The sequence below is a fragment of the Pseudomonas sp. GW821-FHT03E01 genome (assembly GCF_059420765.1).
On the sequence record NZ_JBWKUI010000014.1, the window covers coordinates 1 to 25,253 of the forward strand.

Annotated in this window: 26 protein-coding genes and 4 pseudogenes; 21 read left to right on the forward strand and 9 right to left on the reverse strand. The window is 55.4% G+C overall.

What is annotated here, in order from left to right; translation table 11 throughout:
• The 16 genes and pseudogenes from AC07VO_RS22510 to AC07VO_RS22585 form a co-directional block, all read left to right on the forward strand.
• Positions 1 to 2,597, forward strand: a 2,597-nt coding sequence (locus AC07VO_RS22510) for an RHS repeat-associated core domain-containing protein (RefSeq protein WP_492568235.1), incomplete at its 5' end; no start/stop codon positions are given.
• 10 nt (positions 2,598 to 2,607) lie between these two features.
• Positions 2,608 to 3,231 (forward strand): hypothetical protein, encoded by a 624-nt coding sequence (locus tag AC07VO_RS22515; protein WP_086945207.1) that lies wholly within the window; start codon positions 2,608 to 2,610, stop codon positions 3,229 to 3,231.
• Between the two features lie 283 nt (positions 3,232 to 3,514).
• Entirely contained in the window at positions 3,515 to 3,982 is a 468-nt protein-coding gene (locus AC07VO_RS22520; RefSeq protein ID WP_086945208.1) for a hypothetical protein, read from the forward strand.
• Between the two features lie 179 nt (positions 3,983 to 4,161).
• A complete protein-coding gene (locus tag AC07VO_RS22525) occupies positions 4,162 to 5,172 on the forward strand; it encodes a hypothetical protein (RefSeq protein ID WP_064621139.1) in 1,011 nt (336 codons plus the stop codon).
• Between the two features lie 63 nt (positions 5,173 to 5,235).
• Positions 5,236 to 5,835, forward strand: a complete 600-nt coding sequence (locus AC07VO_RS22530) for a hypothetical protein (protein WP_064621140.1) — start codon at positions 5,236 to 5,238, stop codon at positions 5,833 to 5,835.
• A 41-nt stretch (positions 5,836 to 5,876) separates the two neighbouring features.
• Positions 5,877 to 6,158, forward strand: coding sequence for a hypothetical protein (locus AC07VO_RS22535; RefSeq protein WP_019651906.1), 282 nt, complete (start codon positions 5,877 to 5,879; stop codon positions 6,156 to 6,158).
• A gap of 3 nt (positions 6,159 to 6,161) precedes the next feature.
• Positions 6,162 to 6,248, forward strand: a pseudogene (locus AC07VO_RS22540) (RHS repeat-associated core domain-containing protein); the annotation flags it as partial.
• 78 nt (positions 6,249 to 6,326) lie between these two features.
• Positions 6,327 to 6,944, forward strand: a complete 618-nt coding sequence (locus AC07VO_RS22545; RefSeq protein ID WP_207238812.1) for a DUF7716 domain-containing protein — start codon at positions 6,327 to 6,329, stop codon at positions 6,942 to 6,944.
• Positions 6,945 to 7,153: 209 nt separating this feature from the next.
• Positions 7,154 to 7,507 (forward strand): hypothetical protein, encoded by a 354-nt coding sequence (locus tag AC07VO_RS22550; protein ID WP_064621142.1) that lies wholly within the window; start codon positions 7,154 to 7,156, stop codon positions 7,505 to 7,507.
• Positions 7,508 to 7,520: 13 nt separating this feature from the next.
• Entirely contained in the window at positions 7,521 to 8,183 is a 663-nt protein-coding gene (locus AC07VO_RS22555) for a hypothetical protein (protein ID WP_086945209.1), read from the forward strand.
• 290 nt (positions 8,184 to 8,473) lie between these two features.
• Positions 8,474 to 8,767: pseudogene (locus tag AC07VO_RS22560) on the forward strand (hypothetical protein); the annotation flags it as partial.
• Between the two features lie 142 nt (positions 8,768 to 8,909).
• The gene (locus tag AC07VO_RS22565; protein ID WP_173861144.1) at positions 8,910 to 9,509 is read left to right on the forward strand and encodes an imm11 family protein; all 600 of its coding nucleotides are present in this window, start codon (positions 8,910 to 8,912) and stop codon (positions 9,507 to 9,509) included.
• A 49-nt stretch (positions 9,510 to 9,558) separates the two neighbouring features.
• A pseudogene (locus AC07VO_RS22570) lies at positions 9,559 to 9,774 on the forward strand (hypothetical protein); the annotation flags it as partial.
• Positions 9,775 to 10,410: 636 nt separating this feature from the next.
• Positions 10,411 to 11,022 carry an Imm43 family immunity protein gene (locus AC07VO_RS22575; RefSeq protein WP_064621147.1) on the forward strand — a complete coding sequence of 204 codons (612 nt, stop codon included), beginning with the start codon at positions 10,411 to 10,413 and terminating at the stop codon, positions 11,020 to 11,022.
• 85 nt (positions 11,023 to 11,107) lie between these two features.
• Positions 11,108 to 11,641 carry an SMI1/KNR4 family protein gene (locus AC07VO_RS22580; RefSeq protein WP_225609317.1) on the forward strand — a complete coding sequence of 178 codons (534 nt, stop codon included), beginning with the start codon at positions 11,108 to 11,110 and terminating at the stop codon, positions 11,639 to 11,641.
• A 1-nt stretch (position 11,642) separates the two neighbouring features.
• Positions 11,643 to 11,756 (forward strand): annotated as a pseudogene (locus AC07VO_RS22585) (DUF6124 family protein); the annotation flags it as partial.
• A gap of 88 nt (positions 11,757 to 11,844) precedes the next feature.
• Here the strand turns inward: AC07VO_RS22585 and AC07VO_RS22590 are convergent.
• The 3 genes from AC07VO_RS22590 to AC07VO_RS22600 form a co-directional block, all read right to left on the reverse strand.
• Positions 11,845 to 12,120: an HU family DNA-binding protein gene (locus AC07VO_RS22590; protein WP_003213368.1), complete on the reverse strand. Its 276-nt coding sequence runs from the start codon at positions 12,118 to 12,120 to the stop codon at positions 11,845 to 11,847.
• 192 nt (positions 12,121 to 12,312) lie between these two features.
• Positions 12,313 to 13,461, reverse strand: a complete 1,149-nt coding sequence (locus AC07VO_RS22595) for an NAD(P)/FAD-dependent oxidoreductase (protein WP_086945210.1) — start codon at positions 13,459 to 13,461, stop codon at positions 12,313 to 12,315.
• A gap of 18 nt (positions 13,462 to 13,479) precedes the next feature.
• Positions 13,480 to 13,647, reverse strand: coding sequence for a rubredoxin (locus AC07VO_RS22600; RefSeq protein ID WP_007896465.1), 168 nt, complete (start codon positions 13,645 to 13,647; stop codon positions 13,480 to 13,482).
• Between the two features lie 200 nt (positions 13,648 to 13,847).
• On the opposite strand from AC07VO_RS22600, the gene AC07VO_RS22605 reads away from it, so the two are divergent.
• Both AC07VO_RS22605 and ubiA read left to right on the forward strand, forming a co-directional pair.
• A complete protein-coding gene (locus tag AC07VO_RS22605; protein WP_086945211.1) occupies positions 13,848 to 14,411 on the forward strand; it encodes a chorismate--pyruvate lyase family protein in 564 nt (187 codons plus the stop codon).
• The gene (gene ubiA / locus AC07VO_RS22610) at positions 14,411 to 15,301 is read left to right on the forward strand and encodes a 4-hydroxybenzoate octaprenyltransferase (RefSeq protein WP_018927398.1); all 891 of its coding nucleotides are present in this window, start codon (positions 14,411 to 14,413) and stop codon (positions 15,299 to 15,301) included. Before AC07VO_RS22605 ends, ubiA begins: the two co-directional genes overlap by 1 nt.
• A 77-nt stretch (positions 15,302 to 15,378) precedes the next feature.
• Here the strand turns inward: ubiA and AC07VO_RS22615 are convergent, their stop codons facing one another.
• Positions 15,379 to 15,762, reverse strand: a complete 384-nt coding sequence (locus tag AC07VO_RS22615; protein ID WP_018927397.1) for a COG4315 family predicted lipoprotein — start codon at positions 15,760 to 15,762, stop codon at positions 15,379 to 15,381.
• 152 nt (positions 15,763 to 15,914) lie between these two features.
• On the opposite strand from AC07VO_RS22615, the gene phoB reads away from it, so the two are divergent.
• From phoB to AC07VO_RS22630, 3 genes are all read left to right on the forward strand, one after another.
• A complete protein-coding gene (phoB, locus tag AC07VO_RS22620; RefSeq protein ID WP_007896474.1) occupies positions 15,915 to 16,604 on the forward strand; it encodes a phosphate regulon transcriptional regulator PhoB in 690 nt (229 codons plus the stop codon).
• Between the two features lie 39 nt (positions 16,605 to 16,643).
• Entirely contained in the window at positions 16,644 to 17,966 is a 1,323-nt protein-coding gene (gene phoR / locus AC07VO_RS22625; protein ID WP_018927396.1) for a phosphate regulon sensor histidine kinase PhoR, read from the forward strand.
• Positions 17,967 to 18,089: 123 nt separating this feature from the next.
• Positions 18,090 to 19,430 (forward strand): hemolysin family protein, encoded by a 1,341-nt coding sequence (locus AC07VO_RS22630; protein WP_018927395.1) that lies wholly within the window; start codon positions 18,090 to 18,092, stop codon positions 19,428 to 19,430.
• Between the two features lie 66 nt (positions 19,431 to 19,496).
• Here the strand turns inward: AC07VO_RS22630 and AC07VO_RS22635 are convergent, their stop codons facing one another.
• The 5 genes from AC07VO_RS22635 to pstA form a co-directional block, all read right to left on the reverse strand.
• Entirely contained in the window at positions 19,497 to 20,417 is a 921-nt protein-coding gene (locus AC07VO_RS22635; RefSeq protein WP_018927394.1) for a peptidoglycan DD-metalloendopeptidase family protein, read from the reverse strand.
• A 200-nt stretch (positions 20,418 to 20,617) separates the two neighbouring features.
• Positions 20,618 to 21,562 (reverse strand): response regulator, encoded by a 945-nt coding sequence (locus tag AC07VO_RS22640; RefSeq protein WP_086945212.1) that lies wholly within the window; start codon positions 21,560 to 21,562, stop codon positions 20,618 to 20,620.
• Between the two features lie 181 nt (positions 21,563 to 21,743).
• Positions 21,744 to 22,505: a phosphate signaling complex protein PhoU gene (gene phoU / locus AC07VO_RS22645; RefSeq protein WP_007934507.1), complete on the reverse strand. Its 762-nt coding sequence runs from the start codon at positions 22,503 to 22,505 to the stop codon at positions 21,744 to 21,746.
• 71 nt (positions 22,506 to 22,576) lie between these two features.
• Complete coding sequence (gene pstB, locus AC07VO_RS22650) at positions 22,577 to 23,410, reverse strand: phosphate ABC transporter ATP-binding protein PstB (RefSeq protein ID WP_008150054.1); 834 nt, start codon at positions 23,408 to 23,410, stop codon at positions 22,577 to 22,579.
• A 166-nt stretch (positions 23,411 to 23,576) separates the two neighbouring features.
• Positions 23,577 to 25,247 carry a phosphate ABC transporter permease PstA gene (gene pstA, locus AC07VO_RS22655; protein WP_018927392.1) on the reverse strand — a complete coding sequence of 557 codons (1,671 nt, stop codon included), beginning with the start codon at positions 25,245 to 25,247 and terminating at the stop codon, positions 23,577 to 23,579.
• Positions 25,248 to 25,253: the final 6 nt, after the last annotated feature.

A 25,253-nucleotide genomic window follows, 5' to 3' on the forward strand; every position in this document is an offset into this window, starting at 1 on the left:
AGTTCGAATGGAACGACGAGCGCCAATTGCTCAACGCGACCGACCCGCAGGGCGGGCGCTACGAATACAGCTACGACAACGCCGGCAACCTGATCGGCGAAACCGACCCGCTGGGCCGCAGCGACTCGACCTTATGGCTCGAGCACTGGGCCTTGCCGCTGGTGGAAACCGATGCCGCGGGCAACAGTTGGCAGTATCGCTACGATCAGCGCGGCAACTGCATCGCCGAAACCGATCCGCTGGGCCATGTAACGCGATACCGCTACGACACCCAGGGCCAGGTCGTCGAGATCATCGACGCCACCGGCAAAAGCAAAAGGCTGCGCTGGAACCCGTTCGGCCAACTGGTCGAACACATCGATTGTTCGGGTTACCCGACGCGGTTCAGCTATGACAACCGGGGCTATCTGCAAACGATCACCGATGCCCTCGGCGAACGCACCCAATTCAGTTACGACGCCCAGGGACGGTTGCTCAGCAGCCAATTGCCGGACGGCCGCACCGAGCAGTATCAGCGCGACGTCAGTGGCCAGTTGATCGGCTACACCGACCCGGCCGGGCACACCACGCTGTACCAACACAACCGTCGCGGCCAGGTGCGCCAGCGCACCGACGCCCACGGCCGACAGGTGCAGTTCGGGTATGACCGCTACGGGCGGCTGCAGGCGCTGACCAATGAGAACGGCGAGAGTTATCGGTTTGCCTGGGACGCTGGAGATCGGCTGACAGAACAACAGGATCTGGATGGCAGTGCCAAGCGCTACACCTATGACCTGCTGGATAACGTCGCGGCGGTCACGGCTGTTCCGGCGCCCTACGGCAACGGTCTGGCCGTCGTCCCCGAGTCGCCCCCCGCTCCCATCGTTCACCGACTGGAACGCGACGCCGTCGGCCGGCTGATCGCCAAAGTCACCGACGATGGCCGCACCGACTACTCCTACGACCCACTGGACCAACTCACCGCCGTCACCTTCACCGACCACCAGGACAACGCACAAACCCTGAGCTTCGCCTACGACGCCCTCGGCCAGTTGCTCGAAGAACAAAGCGCGGCCGGCAACCTGCACTACCACTACGACGAACTCGGCAACCTGATCCAGACCCAACTGCCCGACGGCCGCTGGCTCAATCGCCTGTACTACGGCAGCGGCCACCTGCACCAGATCAACCTCGACGGCCAGGTCATCAGCGACTTCGAACGCGACCGCCTGCACCGCGAAGTGCTGCGCACCCAGGGCCAGATCAGCACCCGCAGCGAATACGACCGCAGCGGGCGCTTACGCTCACGCCAACGCCGACACACCAGCCAGCCATCGCTGATGCCGGCAGCGGTGCAGAAACATTTCGAGTACGACCCCGCCGACAACCTGATCGGCAAACTCGACCAGCAACCCACCACGCAACACCGCCAACTGCTGCACTACGACGCCACTGGCCGCATCATCGCCAGCCAGGACAGCCTGCACGGCCAGCGCGAAACCTTCGCCTACGACGCCGCCGCCAACCTGCTGGACGGCCCACAACCCGGCGCCGGGCTGGTGGTGCACAACAAACTGCTGACCTATGAGGACAAGCGTTACCGCTACGACGCCTTTGGCCGGATGATCGAAAAACGCAGCGCTAAACGAGGCCTGCAGCGCTTCGGTTACGATGCCGAAAGCCGGTTGATTGAAGTGCGCAATGAAAACGGCAGCGTGGTCAGAATGACCTACGACCCACTGGGCCGGCGCATCGAAAAAACCGTACACGACACCAACGGCTACCCTCTCGGCGAAACCCGCTTCACCTGGGACGGCCTGCGCCTGTTGCAGGAACATCGCCATCAACAGACCAGCCTCTACCTCTACGAAGACGAAGGTTACGAACCCCTGGCCCGTGTCGACGGCACCGGCCCGCTGCAAAAGATCCGCTACTACCACAACGACCTCAACGGCCTGCCGGAACAACTCACCGAGGCAGACGGCCACAACGTCTGGAAGGCGAGTTATCGGGTGTGGGGCAACACGTTAGAAGAGGTGCGCGAGCCGTATTACATTGAAGAGCAGAACCTGCGGTTTCAGGGGCAGTACCTGGACCGGGAGACGGGGCTGCATTTCAATACGTTCAGGTTTTATGATCCGGATGTGGGGCGGTTTACGACGCCGGATCCGATTGGGTTGGCGGGGGGAATCAATCTTTATCAATACTCACCTAACCCATTCACTTGGATAGACGCTCTGGGCCTAAGTTGCTCGAGCGATGCTAAAGTTCTTGGAAGCCGTTTGGGTAAAGCGCCAAACTCGAACTATCGAGCCCACCATATAGTAATGTCCAATTCGAAGGATGTGCGTATGCGCTGGTTGAGAAGACGTATGGACAGACTTGGCATTGACATAAATCAGAAAGAAAATGGTATATGGCTGCCTGTAAACCCACAGTCCCGTTTACCAAATACAACAGCAACCGCTCATGCCGGGGAAGGAGTACATGGCAATGCGTATAAACAACACGTATGGGAAACCCTAAAAGGGGCGAACACAAAATCTGGATTCGAGTCGGGTTTAAATAAACTCAACTTGGAGCTCAACGGTGGAAAGGTTTTCCCATTAGCAAAGTAGGAGATACCCCATGAAGGACTTTTTATATGCACGACTCAATGAATATAAGGATAAATATTCAGAGCTTATATCGTCTATGGAGAAAAACTACAAAACGACAATCTGGGGCATGGGGATCATGCCTTCCTATTCGCCGGCCCCCTATATGTCGGAGCTCCAGGGATGTAAGCCTGGACGTTTTTTAAAAAAAGATTCCGAGCCAGCCAAAAACAGGCAATGTTATTTCTTAAATAAAGATAACAAAATAATAGGCGAGTTAAAATTTGCAAAATACGTAACAATTAAAAAGCAATGGATTGTTTATAGAAAGTTTTTTTTGCATGAGGCCGATCAAATCCTTGAGCTTACATTCGGCAGTGAGCTAAACGGCAACCTAGAGGCCAACCTTGACTCGGTTTCCCTGATTAAGTTTCTGAATGACAAAGCTACAGGGCATTACTGCTTGAACAACACGGGAGAATACTTCGAAACCCTTTATAAATACAACGCCGATAAAATCACTTCGATTACTGAAAAAATATGGCGAAGCACCTTCACGGAAAGGTCTTATGAGATCAATCACGCAGATGATTCCCTAACCATTTTTGAAATACTTACGGACAATAGCAAACTGAAAATTTATCCTGAGGAATGATTGACAAAATCAATCTCTTGACGAGCAAGTGTTTACCCACACTTGAAGACTCAGAGCATTCGAGAGGCGGTCGTACTCTAGGGTTATTTATTACCATCCAAGATGGCGGTTCCATCCAGCCCAACATTCACGGAAACGATTACTGGAAAGTGTACAAAGCCAATAGATCTGGAGAAGATATTGTATTTGGTAGAATTGGACATGGCGGGTTCAAAAATTACGATCTAATAAAAGACTCTCCAGTCTATGTTAATGGCACGTTAATGAACGGTGGAACTTGAACATGATTGACTTTACAGCAGATATCAATTCCAAGCACTCAGCAGCAGACATACTATTAGGGGAAAACATTTCCAACTATATCGATGAGCTATATAAAAAACACAACATAAAAATAAAAAACTATAATCTGCCGGACGGGGAAACGAGGGTAGCCTATGTGGTAAACGACACGATCACCATAGCAACCCTTTCTGACGGAGCTATATTCTCAATTGGCTGCAATGTACATTACAAAGGACTTTACAGAGGTATGCTTTCTACAGGGATGTCTTTTGGCCAAGTAAAAAAACTTACAAAGCGTCAACGAATCTTTAATGGCTCAATAATTCTTGATGATGATTTCGGATTTTCCTATGTATTACCCTCCCCTTATGACGAGATAGCCGATAGCATTGAAGATATACCTCTAGATTTGATTTTAAATGAAATATATATTTCTGATTTCTCTTCTTGGCTTAGTCCGAGTTAACCGTACCAGCATGAAAAAACAATTATCGGTTGGAAAAACTGAAAAAGTTTGAATTAGGCCCGGCGTCGTAGTATTCGTAGCGCCCGCCCTGCAGGTCGGTGGCGCTGAGCAATTGGCGTTCGTTTCGTGTCGAGAAAAAAGGCCCGAACGGAAAGTGGAAGACATGCGGATAGCGTTAAATGGACATATTCAATCTCCTTTCATACAAGCTTGAGAGTTTCCTGAACATCCGTCCATATCCGAAAGAGCTGGGCGTTGTTTTTTACCAAGAAGACGAGCCTTCACTGCTCTCTGTCGCCGCCAGAAAACACAACGGTTCGACCTTCTATGTGAGCCGCTGGCACGATTTGTTCTCCATAAGCGCCTTCGAAAAATCCATGTCAAAAAACGGCTTCACGGAACCGGACTGCTATACCCTTCTCTTGATCCTGTCCCGCTTTGGCTATCTACTTGACATCGACAACCGTCAACGAACCAATAAAGACTATTTTATTTTCTTCTTTCTGATCCAGTTGATCAGTTTGAAAAACAGTTCTCTCGACTCGGATGCACAGCTCAGAAACTATATACTCAGATTCCTGCTTTTCGAATTGAGCATTGACGACGAAGCGTATCGTCGGTTCAGCATCAAGGATAATCAGCTGGTAATGGCTACCGACACCCGGGGGCCTGTAGCTTTTTTGGATGTTATCAACCTGGTTTACAAAGCGATAAAATTTGATAGCAGAAAAGAACATGTATTGCTAAGCACGTTGAAAAACTATCAAACAAGCCTCGTCACATTATTGACCGAACCCGGCGACACAAATTACCGTTTCAGGCTAAATGATCGCCATAGCGAATTCATGTATCCCGATGTATTTTTGCAGGCATACGCTAAAGACAAGAGACAGATATTTAATGTTTTAATCGACACGATCAACCCCCTTCAGTCTACGGAAAATCTGTTTGTCTCAAATATTATTTTGATGAACTATTCCTTTTACATCCTGAAAAACAAGCCTCGCGAAATTCTAAAGCTTAAAAAACACGTCAATGATGAGGCACTGTTCATAAAGCTGCTGGAAGCAATAATCACTCGTCGAATGGCAATCAATAAATCATCATTCGAAAAAGCATCTATAGACCAGGATCTGTCCTCGATAAAAGACAATTCAACCTCATTCTACAATATTTTGTACAGCCTATAGACGCTCTCACAAACGAGAGAGCCGCGCTGATGCGCATGCTGTAACCCACAGGGAAGAACGAACATGAGCGCGTTAGAAAAAGCGTTGATAGAGCTGCGCCGTATCCACAAGAAGTTTCAGTTAGAGGGCAGCTTCGAAAAGAATGGCCAAGTCAACGCCACATGGCCGCAAACGCTTGAACGCTCTGTCGAAACTGACTTTTTCTATGACAACTACGAGCCTGTGGGTGTAGAGATAGAGACAGGTTTGACTCCGATACGTTTTTTTGATCTGAACACCCTTGAAGATGACCAAGTGGGCTACAAGTGGGATGGCAATTCAAACAAGTCGCAGCTCAACCCACGCTGGCCAGCCGGTTTTGTAGTATTCATGGATGATATCGGAGGTGGTAAACCTGTCATCGCTGTTACCGACATTGAGGGTACACCTGTATTTGCCAGCTATGACGTGGCTTTGCCTTTCAAAATTGCCGACTCATTGGCTGATTTCTTTTTCGCTCTTGCAAAATTGATTGAGGTTGTCCACGGAAAATTCGAAATATTTGAGATCTATAACGACGATGACGAGCTTTCCAGCAAGTTCGTGAAATTACTCACAAAGGAAGTCAGCCCCCTGCTTGGGAAAGAAAATTTCGAACTATTTTTTAATTATTTTTATGGTTAATCTTCAGGTCATGGATCTGACCCGGCCAATGAGTGCAGAAGATGGAACAACTGGAAGACGAATACCCCGGCGATTCCGATTGGAATATGCTTGTGCGGTTATACGAAGAGGACTATCTCGACGACGACGCCCGCTCCCTAGCGAAACAACTGGATGGCAACCTCGATATGGCGGTCATTCTCTACGGAAAAAGAGGGCTCAAGGAAGGTTTGTGGTGGGTCGAACAGCAGGTGCCGGCCTTGGATAACATGCGGCCGGCCGATTGCCTCAAGGATCCGAAGCTGATCAAACGCCTGAGGACTGCGCTAATGCGCATGCCGTAACCAACAAGGAATCCGATTGGGTTGGCGGGAGGGCTGAACTTTTACAGTTATGCCCCAAACCCCCTGACCTGGATAGATCCGCTTGGGCTATACAATGGTGAAGGATCTCGCGACCTAGGGAAATATCATGTGTTCCATGAGCACTCACTGAACGCGTCCGAATACAAAATGACTGACGCAGAGCACTTTAGCCGCGCAAATGAATCTGTTTACAAACGAATGCAAACAGATCCGGACTTTAAACGTCAAATGCAGACTAAATACCCTGGCGCTGTAGAGCATGTGCAGCCACGGTCGAATGGGACGTTCAGAGGAACATCCCCAGCCAATTTGACTTGGCATCATGGAAACAAACCAGGCTCATTACAGCTAGCCGACTTCAATGATCATAAAACGTATCATAAAATCTACCACCCTGATGGTAAAGGCGGTCGAAATAAATGGGGCGGCGGTACGAAATGTCGAAAACAAGGAGTACTTATGATAACCATTAATGGCTTTGACGAGCTTCTGCAAAAATGTAATGATCTACCCAATGCAGGATGGTTATATGTTGATACTGATTTTGATTTGGAGTCAAAAAACGACATCCTAAATAAAAAATATTACCTTGCAGAAAATGACGACGAAGAAATGGAGTTCGATGACAAATACGGAACATTCCTTGAGTCTCCAATACTCAAAGCGATCATTGAAAATAAAACAGAACATCATCCGAACTCCAGCAAAGAAGAACTACTGAAAGCAGTTACTTATTATTTGGAAAACGATGACTTTCTAGACTAGATTAGAAAAGGAGCCGGAAGAGCCAAACAACTTCCGGCTCTACTTTTTAGTGAAAACCATAACATGCATGTTTGGATAAAAAACAGGAATAAGTTTTTCTACCGAGAGACCTGACTGCACTACAACACGTTCCGGCTTTATGATCCGGATATGGGGCTCCCAACGCCACCAGGTGGATTGACCCATTTGGGCTGCTAAAAGAAGGTGAGGTGGCCGGTTACGGTGCCAAAGCCCACAAGAATGATGGGCTGGAAGCACACGAGATTGTTCGTAATAAGTTTCTGGAAGAGAAAGGTATCGCAAAGGGCCGGCGCTATAAAGGTAACCCTTCCATTGCGCTATCGCCCGAACATCACGACATGGTGCATGCCGAGGAAAATCGTTTGCGCCGTGCTCGCGGGCTGGGACCTAATCAAATGCTCAAGCGCGGGAAGCTGGAAATTCGCCTCATGTCCCAAGCTATTCACAACTCATTGGTCAGAACCGGCATCATCACCCAACAACAGGCACGAACAGCGAGGCGTTTTTCCACATCATTCGCCAAAAGAAAAGGCTGCTTCTAAAGGATCACGGACTATGGGCATCAATCAAATCATCCTCTCCGAAAAAGACCATAACCTTGGACAAATAGGCGGGGGCGCTCGACTCACCGATATTGATCTGTGGCCAAAGGATCCAACCAAGGGTCATTTGATGCTACCAGTGCTTATGATGACATCGGATTTCCTCAGCACTTCTTTTATACCGTCGGGCATGGCTCTGACAGTGTTCGTTTCCGTGGAGCGTGAAGGCGATACGTACAAACGGTCATCGTTACGCCAATTGACTGTCCACCAACAGAGCGAGATGGAAAAGCTGGCACAGGGACATAGTAAAGTTCTGCTTCATACGCTGGCGCCTTTCGAGTTTATGCCACCGACCCTGGAGGATCCGATTCCGCGAAGCTACATTGCCCAGCAACCCCTCACGGACGAACAAATGACCGAAGAGCTGGAGGATCCGGACTGCGGCGCCAGTATCAGCAAAATATTAGGTCGCCCTGGCTGGTTGCAAGATCCGTTGTATGAAAGCCCTCGCTATTATTTTCTAGCCCAGATATTGGACGCCGATATCGCAAAAATCAGTCCTCGCCACGAAGGATTGTTCGGCGGTGGCATCGGCTACGTTTTTGCCGACAACCGGGCGAAAAAGATGAAGGAAGGCGACGAAGCTGGATATTTCCTCGTTCAATTTACCTGAGTTGTGCCCGTTATCGATCTCACCAGCGCCGTCTTTTTCAAAGGTATCGATCAGCCGGTTACGACGGCTGCGCCGCCGATAGGGAGCAAACTTCCCACGCCACGAACCGCATACGCCTTCGGGCCATGGCTCAAGTCCTGCCCCCGCACCTCCGCCAATTTTATTCGGAGAACGAACATGAGCGCGTTAGAAAAGGCATTGATAAAGCTGCGTGGTATCCACAAAAAATTCCAGTTGGAAGGCAGCTTCAAAAAGAATGGCCAGCTCAACACCACATGGCCACAAACGCTCGCTACGATCAGCGCGGCAACTGCGTCGCCGAAACCGATCCGCTGGGCCACATCACGCGATACCGCTACGACACCCACGGCCAGGTCGTCGAGATCATCGACGCCACCGGCAAAAGCAAAAAGCTGCGCTGGAACCCGTTCGGCCAGTCGGTGGAACACATTGATTGCTCGGGTTATCCGACGCGGTTCAGCTACGACAACCGGGGCTATCTGCAAACCATCACCGATGCCCTCGGCGAACGCACCCAATTCAGCTACGACGCCCAGGGACGGTTGCTCAGCAGCCAATTGCCGCAGTGGTCGCTTACCTGCGCGACAATGCCGTACACACCAGCCAGCCCTCGATGACGCCGGCTGCCATGCAAAAGCATACCGTGTACGACTTCGCCGCCAACCTGCTGACGGTCGGTGTTTATTACGGCCAGGAAAATCAAACATGATTTTAAGTTGGAAAGCCCCTGCTTATTACAGCGAACAACTGATCGGTTCGTATGACATCGAAAGCGGTTCTTATGAAACCGCCGGTTCGAATTTTGACTACCTGTCATTGTTGGCGGGAAAACCCTATCCATTGAATATGGACAAGCCAAAGGTCTATTTTCCGTGCAAGAAAAAAAAGTTGCTTGCGTATGACTGCCTATGGCTACTTGGGGGAGTCCCACTAGTCACTGAGCGACTTGCGGATTTTCTCACCCATCAATCTGCTCAGGACATTCAGCTCATTCAACCTGCTGTCGTCATTGCAGACGGGGAAGAGGTCGACGAAGCTTTTTTCATAGTGAATGCAATCAATACCGTCAACGCGATAGATCAAGGGCAATCTGCCGCTGAACGGGATGATGACGGATCGATCATCTATTTCACTAAAACCTGGTTCCTGGACGGTGCTGCCGGCATGCGCGGAATCGCTCGTGAGCCAGAGTCAGGAGACCTTCTGATCTCTCAGCAGTTGGCCGATTCTATGATCGAGAAAAAATTCAAAAATAACAAAGGCTTGGGTTTCTATATCGCCAACCGCACGTTTGTCCCTTATTAAAATCAGGCCTAGGCTTCTGGCCCCCATGATGGCCGACATTTTTAGGGGCGGCTCTGGGTTGGTGGTGCACAACAAACTGCTGACCTATCAGGACAAACGTTACCGCTATGACGCGTTTGGCCGGATGATCGAAGAACGCAGTACTAAACGGGGCGTGCAGCGCTTCGGTTACGACGCCGAAAGCCGGTTGATTGAAGTGCGCAATGAAAACGGTAGCGTGGTCAGGATGACCTACGACCCGCTGGGTCGGCGCATCGAAAAAACCGTCATGGTGACTACCACCCGAAAGGCCGCAATGGAAAACGAGTCGGCGGCAGGAAGGCATGGGGTGGTGGGTCATCTTGTAGAAAATAAGGAATCACTGATGAAAAAGATGAAAGGCATCACCGACCTATTCAGCACGATCAATTCCGTTACCGATAATGACTGGATCTATACAAATTTGGACGAATGGGAGCAGCAACCAGAAAATGCGGTTTTCTATCTCATTACCGAAGATGAAATTGATGATCTAGAAGAGGATGACAAAACCGTAGAAAACAGCGCCGGAGAAACCATTCCTAAGTCGCTGGAAAAAGAAAATGTAGAGACCTGGGTTGACGTGCAAACCCTTCAAGCCATATCGCAGATAATTCAGAAAAAAATAAAGACCCCTGATAGCGCCATTTTGATCCAGGCAATCAATCACTATCGAGAATACGACGACTTCATGGAGGCTTGATTTTTTCCAACAAAAGCGGGCATTTGAACCAGTTGGAGTGCCTGTTTTTAAGGAAATACAGGGTCTGACCCTGAGGAATGGGGTTGGGGTTGTGTCCAGTTCAAACTTCGCAAGAAGACCGTTTCAGGAAGAATACGAACCAAATCCAGTACCGGTCGACTTTGCTGACAAGAGGCTTTCATGTTCTATACCCTTGCATTCAAGAAAGACAAAAACTGCCCCACCTTCATTGATGGCGTCATTCATGAGTCGTTCAGCCCTGGCGCCTATGACGATGCGATGGATGCCGACTGGCACGACGCGGGCCCCGACGAAGCTCTCGCTCCCCTCCCGAAAAAGCTGGTGCTGATTACCAAGGACAAGCGCTATGACTTTGACTTTTGCACTGCCTTTGAGGGGCATATTGTCAGTGAGCGCTTCCTGAAAGTCTTCCAGACCCTCAAGACTTCCCGATGGGAGATCGCAGAACTGGAGATTGTCAACCCAAAAGGCGTTTCGGTCGCACAGCGCCAATATTTTTTTATGCGCCAGCAACGAATAGACAAGGAGCCTGTGGACGTGATCGATCAGACACAGTCGAAGATTAATTTTCGAGCGAGCGGCGAAATCAAAAATATCATCAGCCTGACAATCAAAGAAAATGTCAGCATCGATTTTTTTAGTATCGATGAAATAACTTTACTTGGATTCGTATTTCTTTCGCCTCACGCCGCCACTGTGCTTAAAGAACTAGATCTGGTAGGTGCAGAAGTGGTCGATACGGAGAAGGTCGGCTCAATAGATAGAGCCTAGGTTTCACTCAGCATGCAGGTGATTACCCTTTTCAAGATCCAACTAACCGAAACCAAACCAATCGATTTACTCAAGGGCGGCTGAATTGATCCCTTATAAAAAAGTGGATCAGAACGGTGAGGATCCATTAACGCTGAGATTAATGATGCTCGAAAACACATTTTCGAATGACGAGGCGGCCATTACGCCAGCGGATCTGGATCACCTGGAATGCGCCATTGGTAAGAAGCTACCGACGCCCTTTAAAAACCATTATCTCAAGTACAACGGAGGTGTACCGGAGCGGACCTATTGGGTCAGCGAAGATTTTGACGAGCCACTGGAAGTGGCTGCATTCAAGCCAATTCCCGGTGGCGACTCCTCGCTGCTATCCACCTACCAGTTGATGCTAAAAAAACAGGTACTTCCTGCACACCTTCTGCCTTTCGCGAACGACTGGGGTGGTAACTTCTTTTGCCTGAATCTTGATACGGAGGCCGTTAGTTACTTCACCACTGACAGCTTTGATAGTGACCTAAGCCCTGAAGAAAATCAGGCTGAATCCGAAAAGCTGGTCTGCTCGAATTTCCTCCAGTTTGTTCAAGGCCTGATCGATGAGGAAGATTTGGACGAGGAATGAGGCGCTCAGCCGCCTGGCCGACGGGGTGCATTTGTTGGTGGAGCGCGCGCTGGATCACCTGAATGAGCCGGAAATAGCAGCGATTCTCGCCAGGAAACAAAGCCGAGTCGGCTGATCCGCCAGACAGAAAAAATGGGCACCCAACCTCGTTGGCGTGCCCATTTTTTATCCCGCTCGCCCGCTGTGCGGGAAGTCGGTGCGTGTTACGGATTAACGCTGTCTTTCAACGACTTGCCTGGCTTGAACGCAACAGTGTTGCTGGCCTTGATTTTTACCGGCTCACCGGTTTGCGGGTTTTTGCCGGTGCGGGCACCGCGATGGCGTTGCAGGAAGGTGCCGAAGCCCACCAGCGTGACGCTATCCTTGCGATGCAGAGCGCCGGTGATTTCTTCGAGAACGGCGTTGAGAACGCGATTGGCCTGTTCTTTGGTGAGATCTGCTTTTTCCGCGATGGCAGCGGCGAGTTCTGGTTTACGCATGAGTGAAGCCCCTTTGACGGTTTTTTGTTGTTATGTCCGTGCTGTTCTCGTTGGAACAGCGCCCAAGGCGCCGCAGGTGCTCTACTCTGCGGCAGACGGGAATGAGGATGGCATGCGCGCAAGAGCGGCGCCAGTCTCCCCGCGACCTTTGTGGGGGCAAAAACGGGGTGATTCCGACAGAACGACCGGCATTTACGCCAACAGGGCCGGAAGTTCTTTGTTCAGGGCGAGTTTTTCCATCACCGCCGCGCCGGTCAGGGCATAGCCCAGCAATTTGCCGGCGCTGTCGCGGCACAGCACCTTGATGTCCGCGCCCTGCCCTTCGACCGTCCAGACGCCCTCCGCGCCCCGTGGTGGCGGGGAAACCACCAATGGGCAGACCGGGGTTTTCACGGTGATCGGCATCGGGCCGTAACTCACCGCCGTAGGGTTTCCGGCGAGGGTCTGGGCCAGCGCTCTCGCACAGCTCATGAGGGGCATGACGTACAACAGATTCAGCCCATCGACCTCGGCGCAATCGCCCAGGGCGTAGATGTTGGCGTGAGAGGTTTTCAGGTGACGGTCAACCACCACACCACGATTGACCTGCACCCCGGCAGCGGCCGCCAGGTCGATGCGCGGACGCAGACCGATGGCTGACACCACTACGTCGCAAGGGATGACCTGGCCGTCAGACAGATGCGCTTCCAGGCCGTCCGCCACTCGCTGCAGGCGATTGAGCACCGGCCCCAGGTGGAAGCGCGCGCCCAGGCTTTCCAGGCCGGCCTGGACCGCAGCAGCCGCCGCCGGGTGGAGCAAGGTCGGCATGACTTGTTCGCAGGGAGCAACCAGTTGCACTTCGTAGCCACCGAGCATCAGGTCGTTGGCAAATTCGCAGCCAATTAAACCGGCGCCCAGCAGCAGCACCCGACGCTTGCCGGCCGCCGCCGCGCGAAAACGTGCGTAGTCTTCAAGGTCGTTGATCGGGAAAACCGCGTCGGCCGCGTCGCCTTCAATCGGCACCCGCACGGTTTCCGCGCCCCAGGCCAGGATCAGGTCACGGTAGATCACTGATTCTTCGCCAATCCACAGGCGCTTGTGGCCCGGATCGATGCCGCTGATGCGCGTGTGGGTGCGCACTTCGGCCTTCAATTGCTCGGCCATGGCGCCCGGTTCGGCCATGCTCAGGCCATCGGCGTCTTTATTCTTGCCAAAGCCGGTGGAAAGCATCGGCTTGGAGTAGGAGCGTCCGTCATCTGCGGTAATCAACAGCAGCGGGGTTTCGCCATCGAGTTTGCGAAACTCCCGGGCCAGGTTGTAGCCAGCCAGCCCAGTGCCGACGATCACGACAGGTGCGTTCATTCCTAGCTCCTTGGATGCTTAGTTGATTTCAATCATTTCAAAATCCATTTTGCCCACGCCGCAGTCCGGGCACAGCCAGTCTTCCGGCACGTCCTGCCACGGTGTGCCCGCCGCAATACCGTCGTCCGGCCAGCCTTCGGCTTCGTTATAGATCAGGCCGCAGACCACACATTGCCACTTTTTCATTCAGGTATTTCCTCGGGATTCAGGCTTTTGCCGGCGCGAACGGTCGATAGATGAAGCGTTGCCGTCCGGCTCAGGGCGTTTTGTACTGATCGGGCCCGACAGATGCAAGCCTGTTCGGCGCAACGGCAGGCCGGATCAATCAAACTCGCCGCCTGACATGGTAAGCTCGCCGCCTCATTTGCTGCCAATAATGACTCACTGTGCCGCACTCAAAAGCCCCTTCCCCGACGCCGCTCTGGCTTTCTCAAAGCCAACTGATGCCCCGCCCCGACACGTCTACGCTCGATTGGTTGTTCGATGAAGGGTCACTGACCCGACGCCTGACCCGTTTGTCGAATGACGGTTTCAGCGTCACGCCGCTGTTCGAAGGCTGGCAATCGCTGCGCGCCGACGAATGTGCCGCGCTGGAGCTGGCCGAAGGCAGCGAAGGCTGGGTGCGCGAGGTGTATCTGCGCGGCCACGGTGAAGCTTGGGTGTTTGCCCGCAGCGTGGCGGCGCGTAGCGCGCTGCAGGGCGACGGATTGCATATGGATGAGCTGGGTAGCCGTTCTCTGGGTGAATTGCTGTTTTGCGATCAGGCATTTCAGCGCCGGGCCATCGAGGTTTGTCACTATCCTCAAGCGTGGTTGCCGATGGAGGCTCAAGCACCTGAACTGTGGGCCCGGCGCTCGCGTTTCGACCGTGGCGCCCTGAGCGTGCTGGTGGCCGAGGTTTTCCTGCCGACCCTGTGGAGCGCCGCCCGCGCGCATCCGGAGAACTGCTGATGTACCAGAACCTGCTCAAGTCTCTGAACCGCGTGAATCCTCGGGCCTGGGATTTCATTCAGCTGACCCGCATGGACAAGCCGATCGGCATTTACCTGCTGCTGTGGCCGACATTGTGGGCACTGTGGATTGCCGGTGAAGGTTCGCCGTCACTGGCCAATATCGTGATTTTCGTGCTCGGCGTGGTACTGACCCGTGCCGGCGGTTGCGTGATCAACGATTGGGCGGACCGCAAGGTCGATGGCCATGTGAAACGCACCGAGCAGCGGCCGCTGGTGAGCGGCAAGATCAGCTCCAAAGAAGCCCTGGTGTTCTTCGCGGTGCTGATGGGCGTGAGCTTCTTGCTGGTGCTGTGCACCAACGCGGCGACTGTCTGGCTGTCGCTGGGCGGTTTGGCCCTGGCCTTCACGTATCCGTTCATGAAGCGTTACACCTATTACCCGCAAGTGGTGCTGGGCGCGGCGTTCTCCTGGGGCATGCCGATGGCGTTCACTGCCGAGACTGGTGAGTTGCCGGCGACAGCCTGGTTGCTGTGGATCGCCAATTTGCTGTGGACCGTGGGCTACGACACCTATTACGCCATGACCGACCGCGACGATGACCTGAAGATCGGGGTGAAATCCACCGCGATCCTGTTTGGCGATGCCGACCGGGTGATCATTCTGACCTTGCAAGGCCTGGCGCTGGGCTGCCTGTTGCTGGCTGGCTCGAAATTCCATCTCGGTGGCTGGTTCCACCTTGGGTTGCTGGTGGCGGCAGGCTGCTTTGCGTGGGAGTTCTGGTACACCCGCAGCAAAGACCGGATGCGTTGCTTCCAGGCGTTTTTGCATAACCACTGGGCGGGGTTGGCGATTTTTGTGGGGATTGTGCTGGATTACGCATTACGTTGACTGCGATTGATCTGTAGCAGCTGCCGAACTCAGGCTTCGCCAGCTGCTACAGACTGTTTACAGGGCAGGCAAATCGCTTACTTGTGTTCGCCAATCACGTGCCACATTTTCATCATGCCGTCGCCTTTCATGTCTCCCGGCTTGCTGTCCATTTTGTAGGTGTACATTGGCTTACCGTCGTAAGTCCATTGCATTGTGCCGTCGTCACGCTTGATCGGCTTCCATTCACCCATGGGCTTGGCATCCATCGGAGCCATCATCGGCGGCCAGTTCTTCGCACACTCACCCATGCACATCGACTTGCCGTCCTTGTCCTTGTCAAAGGTATACAAGGTCATACCCTTCTGATCGACCATCATGCCGCCTTTCATCATGGCGGGTTCTGCCGCAAAGGCCAGGGACGGCAGCGTTAACGCAGCCGTGACCAGCAGGACCTTCCAGGATTTAGCAATGTGATTCATGGAAACCTTCCTTTTGTGGTTGTCAGGATTCGGAATTAGAGCTTAGTTCAGGATCGCGACAATCGCAGGCCGGCTAAAATACTGTCACACGACTGCAATAATTCCGTTATCTAATGCGGCGCAAGACAGTTAAATGACAAGAGGATTAAGGCATGGTTGGCAGGAGCATTCTGATCGTCGACGACGAAGCGCCCATTCGCGAAATGATCGCCGTTGCGTTGGAAATGGCCGGCTATGACTGCCTGGAGGCGGAGAACTCACAGCAGGCCCATGCCATTATCGTCGACCGCAAACCGGACCTGATTCTGCTCGACTGGATGCTGCCCGGCACTTCCGGCATCGAGTTGGCCCGCCGCCTCAAGCGCGACGAACTGACCGGGGATATCCCGATCATCATGCTCACCGCCAAGGGCGAAGAGGACAACAAGATCCAGGGCCTGGAAGTCGGCGCCGACGACTACATCACCAAACCGTTTTCCCCCCGCGAACTGGTGGCCCGCCTCAAAGCCGTGCTGCGTCGCGCCGGCCCGACCGATGGCGAAGCGCCGATCGAAGTCGGCGGCCTGCTGCTGGACCCGATCAGCCACCGCGTGACCATCGACGGCAAACCTGCCGAGATGGGCCCGACCGAGTACCGTTTGCTGCAATTCTTCATGACCCACCAGGAACGCGCCTACACTCGCGGCCAGTTGCTGGATCAGGTCTGGGGCGGCAATGTCTACGTCGAAGAGCGCACTGTCGACGTGCACATCCGTCGCCTGCGCAAAGCCCTCGGCGATGCTTACGAAAATCTGGTACAAACCGTGCGCGGCACCGGCTACCGGTTTTCCACCAAGGCCTGAGCCGGCCGCCAGCCTCGCTGACAAGGACGCATATTTTCCGTGAACCAAAACTGGCATGGCACCCTGATTCGCCACATGCTGTTGCTGGTCACCGCCTGCCTGGTGATCGGCCTGATTTCCGGCTACTACGGCTGGAGTCTCGCCGTGGGCCTGGGTGTTTACCTGGCCTGGACCCTCAAACAGCTGCTGCGCCTGCACGAATGGCTGCGCCTGCACCAACCCGATGAAGCACCGCCCGACGGCTATGGCCTGTGGGGCGAAGTGTTCGACAGCATCTATCACCTGCAACGCCGCGACCAACGGGTACGCGGGCGCCTGCAAGCGGTGATCGACCGGGTCCAGGAATCCACTGCCGCGCTGAAAGACGCAGTGATCATGCTCGACAGCGACGGCAACCTTGAGTGGTGGAACCGCGCCGCCGAAACCCTGCTCGGCCTCAAGACTCCTCAGGACAGCGGCCAGCCGGTGACCAACCTGGTGCGCCATCCGCGTTTCAAGGAATACTTCGAGCAGGACAACTACGCCGAACCATTGGAGATTCCGTCGCCGATCAATGATCGCCTGCGCATTCAGCTGTACATCACCCGCTACGGCAACAACGAGCACTTGATGCTGGTGCGCGACGTGACGCGTATCCATCAGCTGGAGCAGATGCGCAAAGACTTCATCGCCAACGTGTCCCACGAGCTGCGCACACCCCTGACGGTGATTTGCGGCTACCTGGAAACCCTGCTCGATAACGTCGAGGACGTGAATCCGCGCTGGACCCGTGCCCTGCAGCAAATGCAGCAGCAAGGCGGGCGCATGCAGACCTTGCTTAACGATTTGCTGCTGCTGGCCAAACTGGAAGCCACCGATTACCCATCGGACAACCAACCAGTGTCCATCGATAGCCTGCTGCAATCGATCAAGAGCGACGCCCAACAGCTGTCGGGTCAGAAAAATCAGCGCATCACCCTGGAAGCCGACCCGACGATTCTGCTCAAGGGCAGTGAAGCCGAACTGCGCAGTGCGTTTTCCAATCTGGTGTTCAACGCGGTGAAATACACCCCGGCCGAGGGCAATATCCGCATTCGCTGGTGGGGCGACGAGCAAGGTGCACACCTGAGCGTGCAGGATTCGGGAATCGGCATCGACAGCAAACACCTGCCGCGCCTGACCGAACGCTTCTACCGCGTCGATTCCAGCCGCAATTCCAACACCGGCGGCACCGGGCTGGGGCTGGCCATCGTCAAGCACGTGTTGCTGCGCCACCGGGCACGCATGGAAATCAGCAGTGTGCCGGGGCATGGCAGCACGTTTACCTGCCATTTCGCGCCGGCCCAGGTCACCAAATCCCGCGTGATCAGCGCCGCGGACTGATACCGACTAGCACTCGCCACTAGGCAATCGATCAGTCAGCCGCTACATTGGCTGACTTGTGCCTGCCCTTCAGGCACTGCATTTCCCCCTTTTTTGAATACACGGAACCCGCAAAACTCCATCATGGACCCTTCCCCTGGCTTGACCCTCGCAACAATATTCGCCGACTTCGGCATGATTCTTTTTGCTCTGATCCTGGTTTTGCTCAACGGCTTTTTCGTTGCGGCAGAGTTTGCCATGGTCAAACTGCGCTCGACCCGGGTCGAAGCCATCGCTGAACAGCACGGCTGGCGCGGGCACATCCTGCGCACCGTACACAGTCAGCTCGATGCTTACCTGTCAGCGTGCCAATTGGGTATCACCCTCGCCTCTCTGGGTCTGGGCTGGGTCGGCGAACCGGCGTTCGCGCACCTCCTGGAGCCTGTGCTGAGTGCCGTGGGTGTAGATTCCGCTGAGGTGGTCAAGGCGGTTTCGTTCTTCACGGCGTTCTTCATCATTTCGTACCTGCACATCGTGGTCGGTGAGCTGGCACCAAAATCCTGGGCCATCCGCAAACCCGAGTTGCTGTCGCTGTGGACGGCGGTGCCGCTGTACTTGTTCTACTGGGCCATGTACCCGGCCATCTACCTGCTCAACGCCAGCGCCAACCAGATCCTGCGCATCGCCGGGCAAGGTGAGCCCGGCCCGCACCACGAGCACCATTACAGCCGCGAAGAACTGAAACTGATCCTGCACTCCAGCCGTGGCCAGGACCCAAGCGACCAAGGCATGCGCGTACTGGCCTCGGCGGTGGAAATGGGCGAGCTGGAAGTGGTCGACTGGGCCAACTCCCGGGAAGACCTGGTCACCCTCGAGTTCAACGCTCCGCTCAAGGAAATCCTGGCGTTGTTCCGTCGCCACAAGTTCAGCCGCTACCCGGTGTACGACAGCGAGCGCAAGGAGTTCGTCGGCCTGCTGCACATCAAGGATCTGCTGCTGGAACTGGCCGCCCTTGATCACATTCCCGAGTCGTTCAACCTCGCCGAACTGACCCGACCACTGGAGCGCGTATCGCGGCACATGCCGCTGTCGCAACTGCTGGAGCAGTTCCGCAAGGGCGGCTCGCACTTCGCCTTGGTCGAGGAAGCCGACGGCAACATCATCGGCTACCTGACCATGGAAGACGTGCTGGAAGTGCTGGTGGGCGACATTCAGGACGAACACCGCAAGGCTGAACGCGGGATCCTCGCGTATCAGCCGGGCAAGCTGCTGGTGCGGGGTGATACGCCGCTGTTCAAGGTGGAACGCCTGCTGGGCATCGACCTGGACCACATCGAAGCCGAAACCCTCGCCGGGCTGGTCTACGAAACCCTGAAACGGGTGCCGGAAGAGGAAGAAGTGCTGGAAGTCGAAGGTTTGCGGATCATCATCAAAAAGATGAAAGGGCCGAAGATCATATTGGCCAAGGTGTTGATGCTGGACTGAGCCACGCCCTTGTAGGAGCCGGCTTGCTGGCGATCAGGAGCGCTGCGGTGTCTCTGTTATACCGCGTTATCGTTCATCGCCAGCAAGCCGGCTCCTACTGCCCAACGCAAAGTTGGGCAACGCCCCCACCGGTTGATTGAACTGGTACGGAATCGACACCAGGCCCAACCCGGTATTGCGCTGCACCACGAAGTGCAGGTGCGGGCCGCTGCTGTTGCCGGTGTTGCCCGACAGCGCCAGCGCACTGCCCACCACTACCCGCTGACCTTCCCGTACGCAGACTGAACCTTTCTTGAGGTGCAGGTACACGCCCATCGTCCCGTCATCGTGCAACACCCGCACGAAATTGCCCGATGGATCGTTGCCGCGCCCGGTCTGGCCATTCTCGGTTTTCACCACCACCCCGCCGCGCGCCGCGATGATCGGCGTGCCTTCGGGCATGGCGATATCCATCGCGTAACGGTTCTTCGGTCCGTAGTGGCTGTATTGGCCATTGGGGCCCTGGGTCAGCCGAAACGGACCGCCACGCCAGGGCAACGGATATCGATAGGCCATGGCAGCCCCTGAGGGGTCGCCCAGGAAATATGCGAACCTTGGGTTATACACGATCGGCCTTCCGGCCTTCGTCGGCGTGAGCAGGGCCAGACGAAGGTTACTGCGCGCCGGCATCACCCGCCGGATCGGTCGGCTCGGCGCTCCGCTGACGTTCTGCAGTCTGTCGAAACTCAGCTCGATCTCGACCGGCGCATACAGGTCGTTGCGCACGAACACGCTGTCCATGCCATTCAGCCTCTTGATGTCGAGGTACACCTGCCGCTCAAGGTGTTCGACCATTCGGTCGCGAAAAACGAACACCTTCGCGCCTTTGGTGGGGCGGTCGCTGTAAGAGACCACGCCACTGGCATCAGTGGACTTATAGATCGTCATGGCCACAGCCGAGGTGGATGCCATGAAAAGACCACAGAAAAACAGCAGGCGCGCGAGCATGGGCAAAATTCTGTTGAGTAGGCCTGGGAAGGAGCCTAGCAGCAGAAATGGACCTGCGTAGTCGACAGATGTTTCAAATGATCATTCCCACGCTCTGCCTGGGAATGCAGCACGGGACGCTCTGCGTCCCATCCGAAGCGGACGCGGAGCGTCCGGGGAGGTATTCCCACGCAGAGCGTGGGAACGATCAGCGGTACACGTTACGCACCCGGTACGAAGTGCTTCTGCGCGGTGCCACGGGCGATCAGGCGGGAGATGTAGTCGAGCTTCTGTGCATCCTGGTCGACAAAGCGGAACGTCAGTTGCAGCCACTCGCTGTCCGGCTTCGGCTCGTGGGCGACGATGGCGTGCAAGTAGCCGTTAAGACGGGCAGTTTCGGCATTGTCGCCCTGCTCCAGGTCGAGTACGGCGTTGTCGAGGACTTGCGGCAAGGTGTCAGTGCGTTTCACCACCAGCAGCGCTTCCTTGATGCTCAAGGCCTTGATCACGCATTGCTGTGTGCCGCTCGACAGACGCAGTTGGCCTTGGCCACGACCGCCAGCTGATGCGGAGGCAGGCGCCTTGACCGGTGGATTGTTGAGCAGGCCGCGAGACGGCGCCGCAGCCGGGGCTGGCGCGGCGGCGGCAGGTTTGGCAAACGGGTTGACCGCTGCAGCCGAGGGTGCGACTACCGCCGCTTTGCCACCGGTCAATGCGCTCAGGGAATCGTTGCCGAACGCCGAGTTCATTTTGGTCGGCGCGCTGTTCATCAAGGTATCGAGCTTGCCGACCTTGTTCAGGGCCTGCTTGACCTTGGTCAACAGCTGCTCGTTGGTGAATGGCTTGCTGACGTAGCCGGAAACCCCGGCCTGGATCGCCTGGACCACGTTTTCTTTATCGCCACGGCTGGTCACCATCACGAACGGCATGGTCTTGAGGTTGTCCTGCTCACGGCACCAAGTCAGCAACTCCAGACCGGACATTTCCGGCATTTCCCAGTCGCACAGAACCAGGTCGAACGCTTCCTTGGCCAGCATGGCCTGGGCCTTTTTACCGTTGACTGCATCTTCGGTCCGGATCCCCGGGAAGTAGTTGCGCAGGCACTTTTTTACCAGGTCACGAATGAACGACGCATCGTCCACGACCAACACACTGATCTTGCTCATCCAACACCCCTTTAAAAATCCCGGCAAGCATAACGCTGGCTGATGGCACTTTGCCAAAACTCTTCAGTCACGCCGGGACTTTTCGTTCGCGGGTGCTGCTTTTCAATTCGGCTTTTCAGTTCAAAAGCCACACAAACAAAAACGCCCGGCCAAGAGGCCGGGCGCTTTTTCTTGGGCAACCTTACTTATCGTCAGCTTTGTCCGGAACATTAGCGGTTTCGGCACTTGTGCCTTCCACTTCTTCCTTCATGCGCTTGAGGCCCAGGTGACGCACGTCGGTGCCGCGCACCAGGTAAATCACCAGTTCCGAGATATTGCGCGCGTGGTCGCCGATTCGCTCAAGGGAACGCAGCACCCAGATAATGCTCAAGACACGCGAGATAGAGCGTGGATCTTCCATCATGTAGGTGGCGAGTTCGCGCAGCGCGGTCTTGTATTCGCGGTCGATGATCTTGTCGTACTGCGCCACCGACAGCGCCAGGTCGGCGTCGAAGCGGGCAAATGCGTCCAGGGCATCGCGAACCATGTTGCGCACCTGGTCGCCGATGTGGCGAACCTCGACATAACCGCGCGGCGCTTCGCCTTCTTCACACAACTGAATGGCGCGACGGGCGATCTTGGTGGCTTCGTCGCCGATACGCTCGAGGTCGATCACCGATTTGGAGATGCTGATGATCAGACGCAAGTCCGACGCCGCCGGCTGACGACGGGCCAGAATGCGCAGGCATTCTTCGTCGATGTTGCGTTCCATCTGGTTGATCTGGTCGTCGACCTCGCGCACTTGCTGGGCCAGGCCGGAATCGGCCTCGATCAGCGCGGTGACCGCGTCGTTGACCTGCTTCTCGACCAGCCCGCCCATGGCCAGGAGGTGGCTGCGCACTTCCTCGAGCTCAGCGTTGAACTGCTGGGAGATGTGATGGGTAAGGCCTTCTTTACTAATCATGTTGGCGTCCTTGGAGCGTCCGGTAAGGTGCGGTGGGCCGCAGCGTCAGTTCAGTGAGCAACAACAGCTTCCTAGCCGTAACGACCGGTGATGTAGTCTTCGGTCTGCTTCTTCGCCGGATTGGTGAACAGGGTGTCGGTGTCGCCGAACTCCACCAGTTTGCCCATATACATGAACGCCGTGTAGTCGGAAACACGCGCGGCCTGTTGCATGTTGTGGGTCACGATAACAATGGTGAACTTGGATTTCAGTTCGTAGATCAGCTCTTCGACTTTCAGCGTGGAGATCGGGTCGAGTGCCGAGCACGGTTCGTCGAGCAGCAGCACTTCCGGCTCCACGGCGATGGTGCGGGCAATCACCAGACGTTGCTGCTGACCACCGGACAGACCGAGTGCCGACTCGTGCAGACGATCCTTGACTTCATCCCACAGCGCCGCGCCTTTCAACGCCCACTCGACGGCTTCGTCGAGGATGCGCTTTTTGTTGATGCCCTGGATGCGCAAGCCGTAAACCACGTTTTCATAGATGGTTTTCGGGAACGGGTTGGGCTTCTGGAACACCATGCCGACGCGACGACGCAGCTCGGCCACGTCCTCGCCCTTGCGGTAGATGTTGTTGCCGTAGAGGTTGATCGCGCCTTCGACGCGGCAGCCATCCACCAGGTCGTTCATGCGGTTGAAAGTGCGCAACAGCGTGGACTTGCCACAGCCGGACGGGCCGATGAAGGCGGTCACGCGCTGTTTCGGGATGTTCATGCTGACGTCATACAGCGCTTGTTTGTCGCCGTAGAACAGGCTCAACCCCGGCACTTCGATGGCCACGGTTTCCTGCTCGAGACTCAGGCTCTGTTTGTCGCGGCCCAGGGCCGACATGTTGATGCCGTGAGTGTGTGCTTCGTGCTGCATGGGAGGCTCCCTGTGCTAACAAATTCGGTTCGGGGCCGCAGGCCAGGCCCGCGGTTACGCAATTCTTTGTAGGAGCCGGCTTGCTGGCGATGCAGACAACTCGGTCCCGCAGGCTCACCGCGGTGATGCCTTCGCCAGCAAGCCGGCTCCTACAGTTCGGTGTTGATCAGCTATCCAGCGCCTTGTACTTCTCGCGCAGGTGGTTACGGATATAAACGGCCGACAGGTTCAATGTCGCGATCACCAGCACCAGCAGCAGCGCCGTGGCATACACCAGCGGCCGCGCGGCTTCTACGTTCGGGCTCTGGAAGCCGACGTCATAAATGTGGAAGCCCAGGTGCATGATCTTCTGGTCCAGGTGCAGGTACGGGTAGTTGCCATCCAGCGGCAGCGACGGTGCCAGTTTCACTACACCCACCAGCATCAGCGGCGCCACTTCACCGGCGGCGCGGGCCACGGCGAGGATCATGCCGGTCATCATTGCCGGGCTGGCCATCGGCAGCACGATCTTCCACAAGGTCTCGGCCTTGGTCGCGCCGAGGGCCAACGAGCCTTCGCGTACGGTGCGAGGAATCCGCGCCAGGCCTTCTTCGGTGGCCACGATCACCACCGGCACAGCCAGCAGGGCCAAGGTCAACGAAGCCCACAACAGACCCGGCGTACCGAAGGTCGGCGCCGGCAAGGCTTCGGGGAAGAACAACCGGTCGATCGAGCCGCCCAGTACATAAACGAAGAAGCCCAGGCCGAACACGCCGTAAACGATCGCCGGTACGCCCGCCAGGTTGTTCACCGCAATACGGATCACTCGGGTCAGGGTGTTCTGCTTGGCGTATTCACGCAGGTAGACCGCCGCCAGCACACCGAACGGAGTGACGATCATCGCCATGATCAGGGTCATCATCACGGTGCCGAAAATCGCCGGGAAGATCCCGCCTTCGGTGTTGGCTTCGCGCGGGTCATCACTGAGGAATTCCCAGACCTTGCTGAAGTAGAAGCCCACCTTGGTAAAGGTGCTCATGGCGTTCGGCTGATAGGCGTGAACCACTTTGCCGATACCGATCTCGACCTCTTTACCGTTCGCGTCACGAGCCGTCAGGCTGTCACGGTTGAACTGCTTGTGCAGGTCGTTCAGACGCGCTTCGATTTCCTGATAACGGGCATTCAGCTCGGCGCGCTCAGACTCCAGGTCCGCCTGTGCGGTAGCGTCGAGACGGCCGGCCAATTCCAGCTTGCGACCGTGCAGACGAACACGTTCGAGACCGGCGTTGATCGCGCCGATGTCGGTTTTTTCCAGGCTCTTGAGCTGCCCAGCCAACTGGTTGACGCGATCGACACGGGCCTGCAACTCAGGCCATGCGGCTTCGCCTTCAGCGACGACCTTGCCGTCCTCTTTAACGTTGACCAGATAGCCGTAGAAGTTGCCCCACTCGCGACGCTCGATGGTCATCAGCTCTGGCGGGGTTTTCTGGTTGGTCAGCCACTCGCCGACAATCCAGGTGAAGTCCGTGCCGTTCAGATCGCGGTTGCCGACCTTGATCAGCTCGCGGGTCATGAACTCCGGGCCCTGATCGGGCACCGGCAGGCCAGCGGTTTTCAGGCGCTCGCGTGGCACTTCTTCCTTCTGCACCACTTCGCCGATGACCAGGTGGTTGGCCTGGCCCGGCACGTCGTAATTGGCGTGGATCAGGTCCGCCGGCCAGAAGTGCCCCAGACCGCGCACGGCAATGACCGCCAGCAGGCCAATGGTCATGATGACCGCAATGGACACCGCGCCGCCGCTGATCCAGACGCCGGGGGCGCCGCTCTTGAACCATCCATTCAGGGAGTTCTGTTTCACAGACTT

Bases quoted from the DNA above. Each gene is read 5' to 3' on its own strand.
- AC07VO_RS22515 (WP_086945207.1), top strand. From the start codon at position 2,608: ATGAAGGACTTTTTATATGCACGACTCAATGAATATAAGGATAAATAT.
- AC07VO_RS22520 (WP_086945208.1), top strand. From the start codon at position 3,515: ATGATTGACTTTACAGCAGATATCAATTCCAAGCACTCAGCAGCAGAC.
- AC07VO_RS22525 (WP_064621139.1), top strand. From the start codon at position 4,162: ATGGACATATTCAATCTCCTTTCATACAAGCTTGAGAGTTTCCTGAAC.
- AC07VO_RS22530 (WP_064621140.1), top strand. From the start codon at position 5,236: ATGAGCGCGTTAGAAAAAGCGTTGATAGAGCTGCGCCGTATCCACAAG.
- AC07VO_RS22535 (WP_019651906.1), top strand. From the start codon at position 5,877: ATGGAACAACTGGAAGACGAATACCCCGGCGATTCCGATTGGAATATG.
- AC07VO_RS22545 (WP_207238812.1), top strand. From the start codon at position 6,327: ATGACTGACGCAGAGCACTTTAGCCGCGCAAATGAATCTGTTTACAAA.
- AC07VO_RS22555 (WP_086945209.1), top strand. From the start codon at position 7,521: ATGGGCATCAATCAAATCATCCTCTCCGAAAAAGACCATAACCTTGGA.
- AC07VO_RS22565 (WP_173861144.1), top strand. From the start codon at position 8,910: ATGATTTTAAGTTGGAAAGCCCCTGCTTATTACAGCGAACAACTGATC.
- AC07VO_RS22575 (WP_064621147.1), top strand. From the start codon at position 10,411: ATGTTCTATACCCTTGCATTCAAGAAAGACAAAAACTGCCCCACCTTC.
- AC07VO_RS22590 (WP_003213368.1), bottom strand. From the start codon at position 12,120: ATGCGTAAACCAGAACTCGCCGCTGCCATCGCGGAAAAAGCAGATCTC.
- AC07VO_RS22595 (WP_086945210.1), bottom strand. From the start codon at position 13,461: ATGAACGCACCTGTCGTGATCGTCGGCACTGGGCTGGCTGGCTACAAC.
- AC07VO_RS22600 (WP_007896465.1), bottom strand. From the start codon at position 13,647: ATGAAAAAGTGGCAATGTGTGGTCTGCGGCCTGATCTATAACGAAGCC.
- ubiA (WP_018927398.1), top strand. From the start codon at position 14,411: ATGTACCAGAACCTGCTCAAGTCTCTGAACCGCGTGAATCCTCGGGCC.
- AC07VO_RS22615 (WP_018927397.1), bottom strand. From the start codon at position 15,762: ATGAATCACATTGCTAAATCCTGGAAGGTCCTGCTGGTCACGGCTGCG.
- phoB (WP_007896474.1), top strand. From the start codon at position 15,915: ATGGTTGGCAGGAGCATTCTGATCGTCGACGACGAAGCGCCCATTCGC.
- AC07VO_RS22630 (WP_018927395.1), top strand. From the start codon at position 18,090: ATGGACCCTTCCCCTGGCTTGACCCTCGCAACAATATTCGCCGACTTC.
- AC07VO_RS22635 (WP_018927394.1), bottom strand. From the start codon at position 20,417: ATGCTCGCGCGCCTGCTGTTTTTCTGTGGTCTTTTCATGGCATCCACC.
- AC07VO_RS22640 (WP_086945212.1), bottom strand. From the start codon at position 21,562: ATGAGCAAGATCAGTGTGTTGGTCGTGGACGATGCGTCGTTCATTCGT.
- phoU (WP_007934507.1), bottom strand. From the start codon at position 22,505: ATGATTAGTAAAGAAGGCCTTACCCATCACATCTCCCAGCAGTTCAAC.
- pstB (WP_008150054.1), bottom strand. From the start codon at position 23,410: ATGCAGCACGAAGCACACACTCACGGCATCAACATGTCGGCCCTGGGC.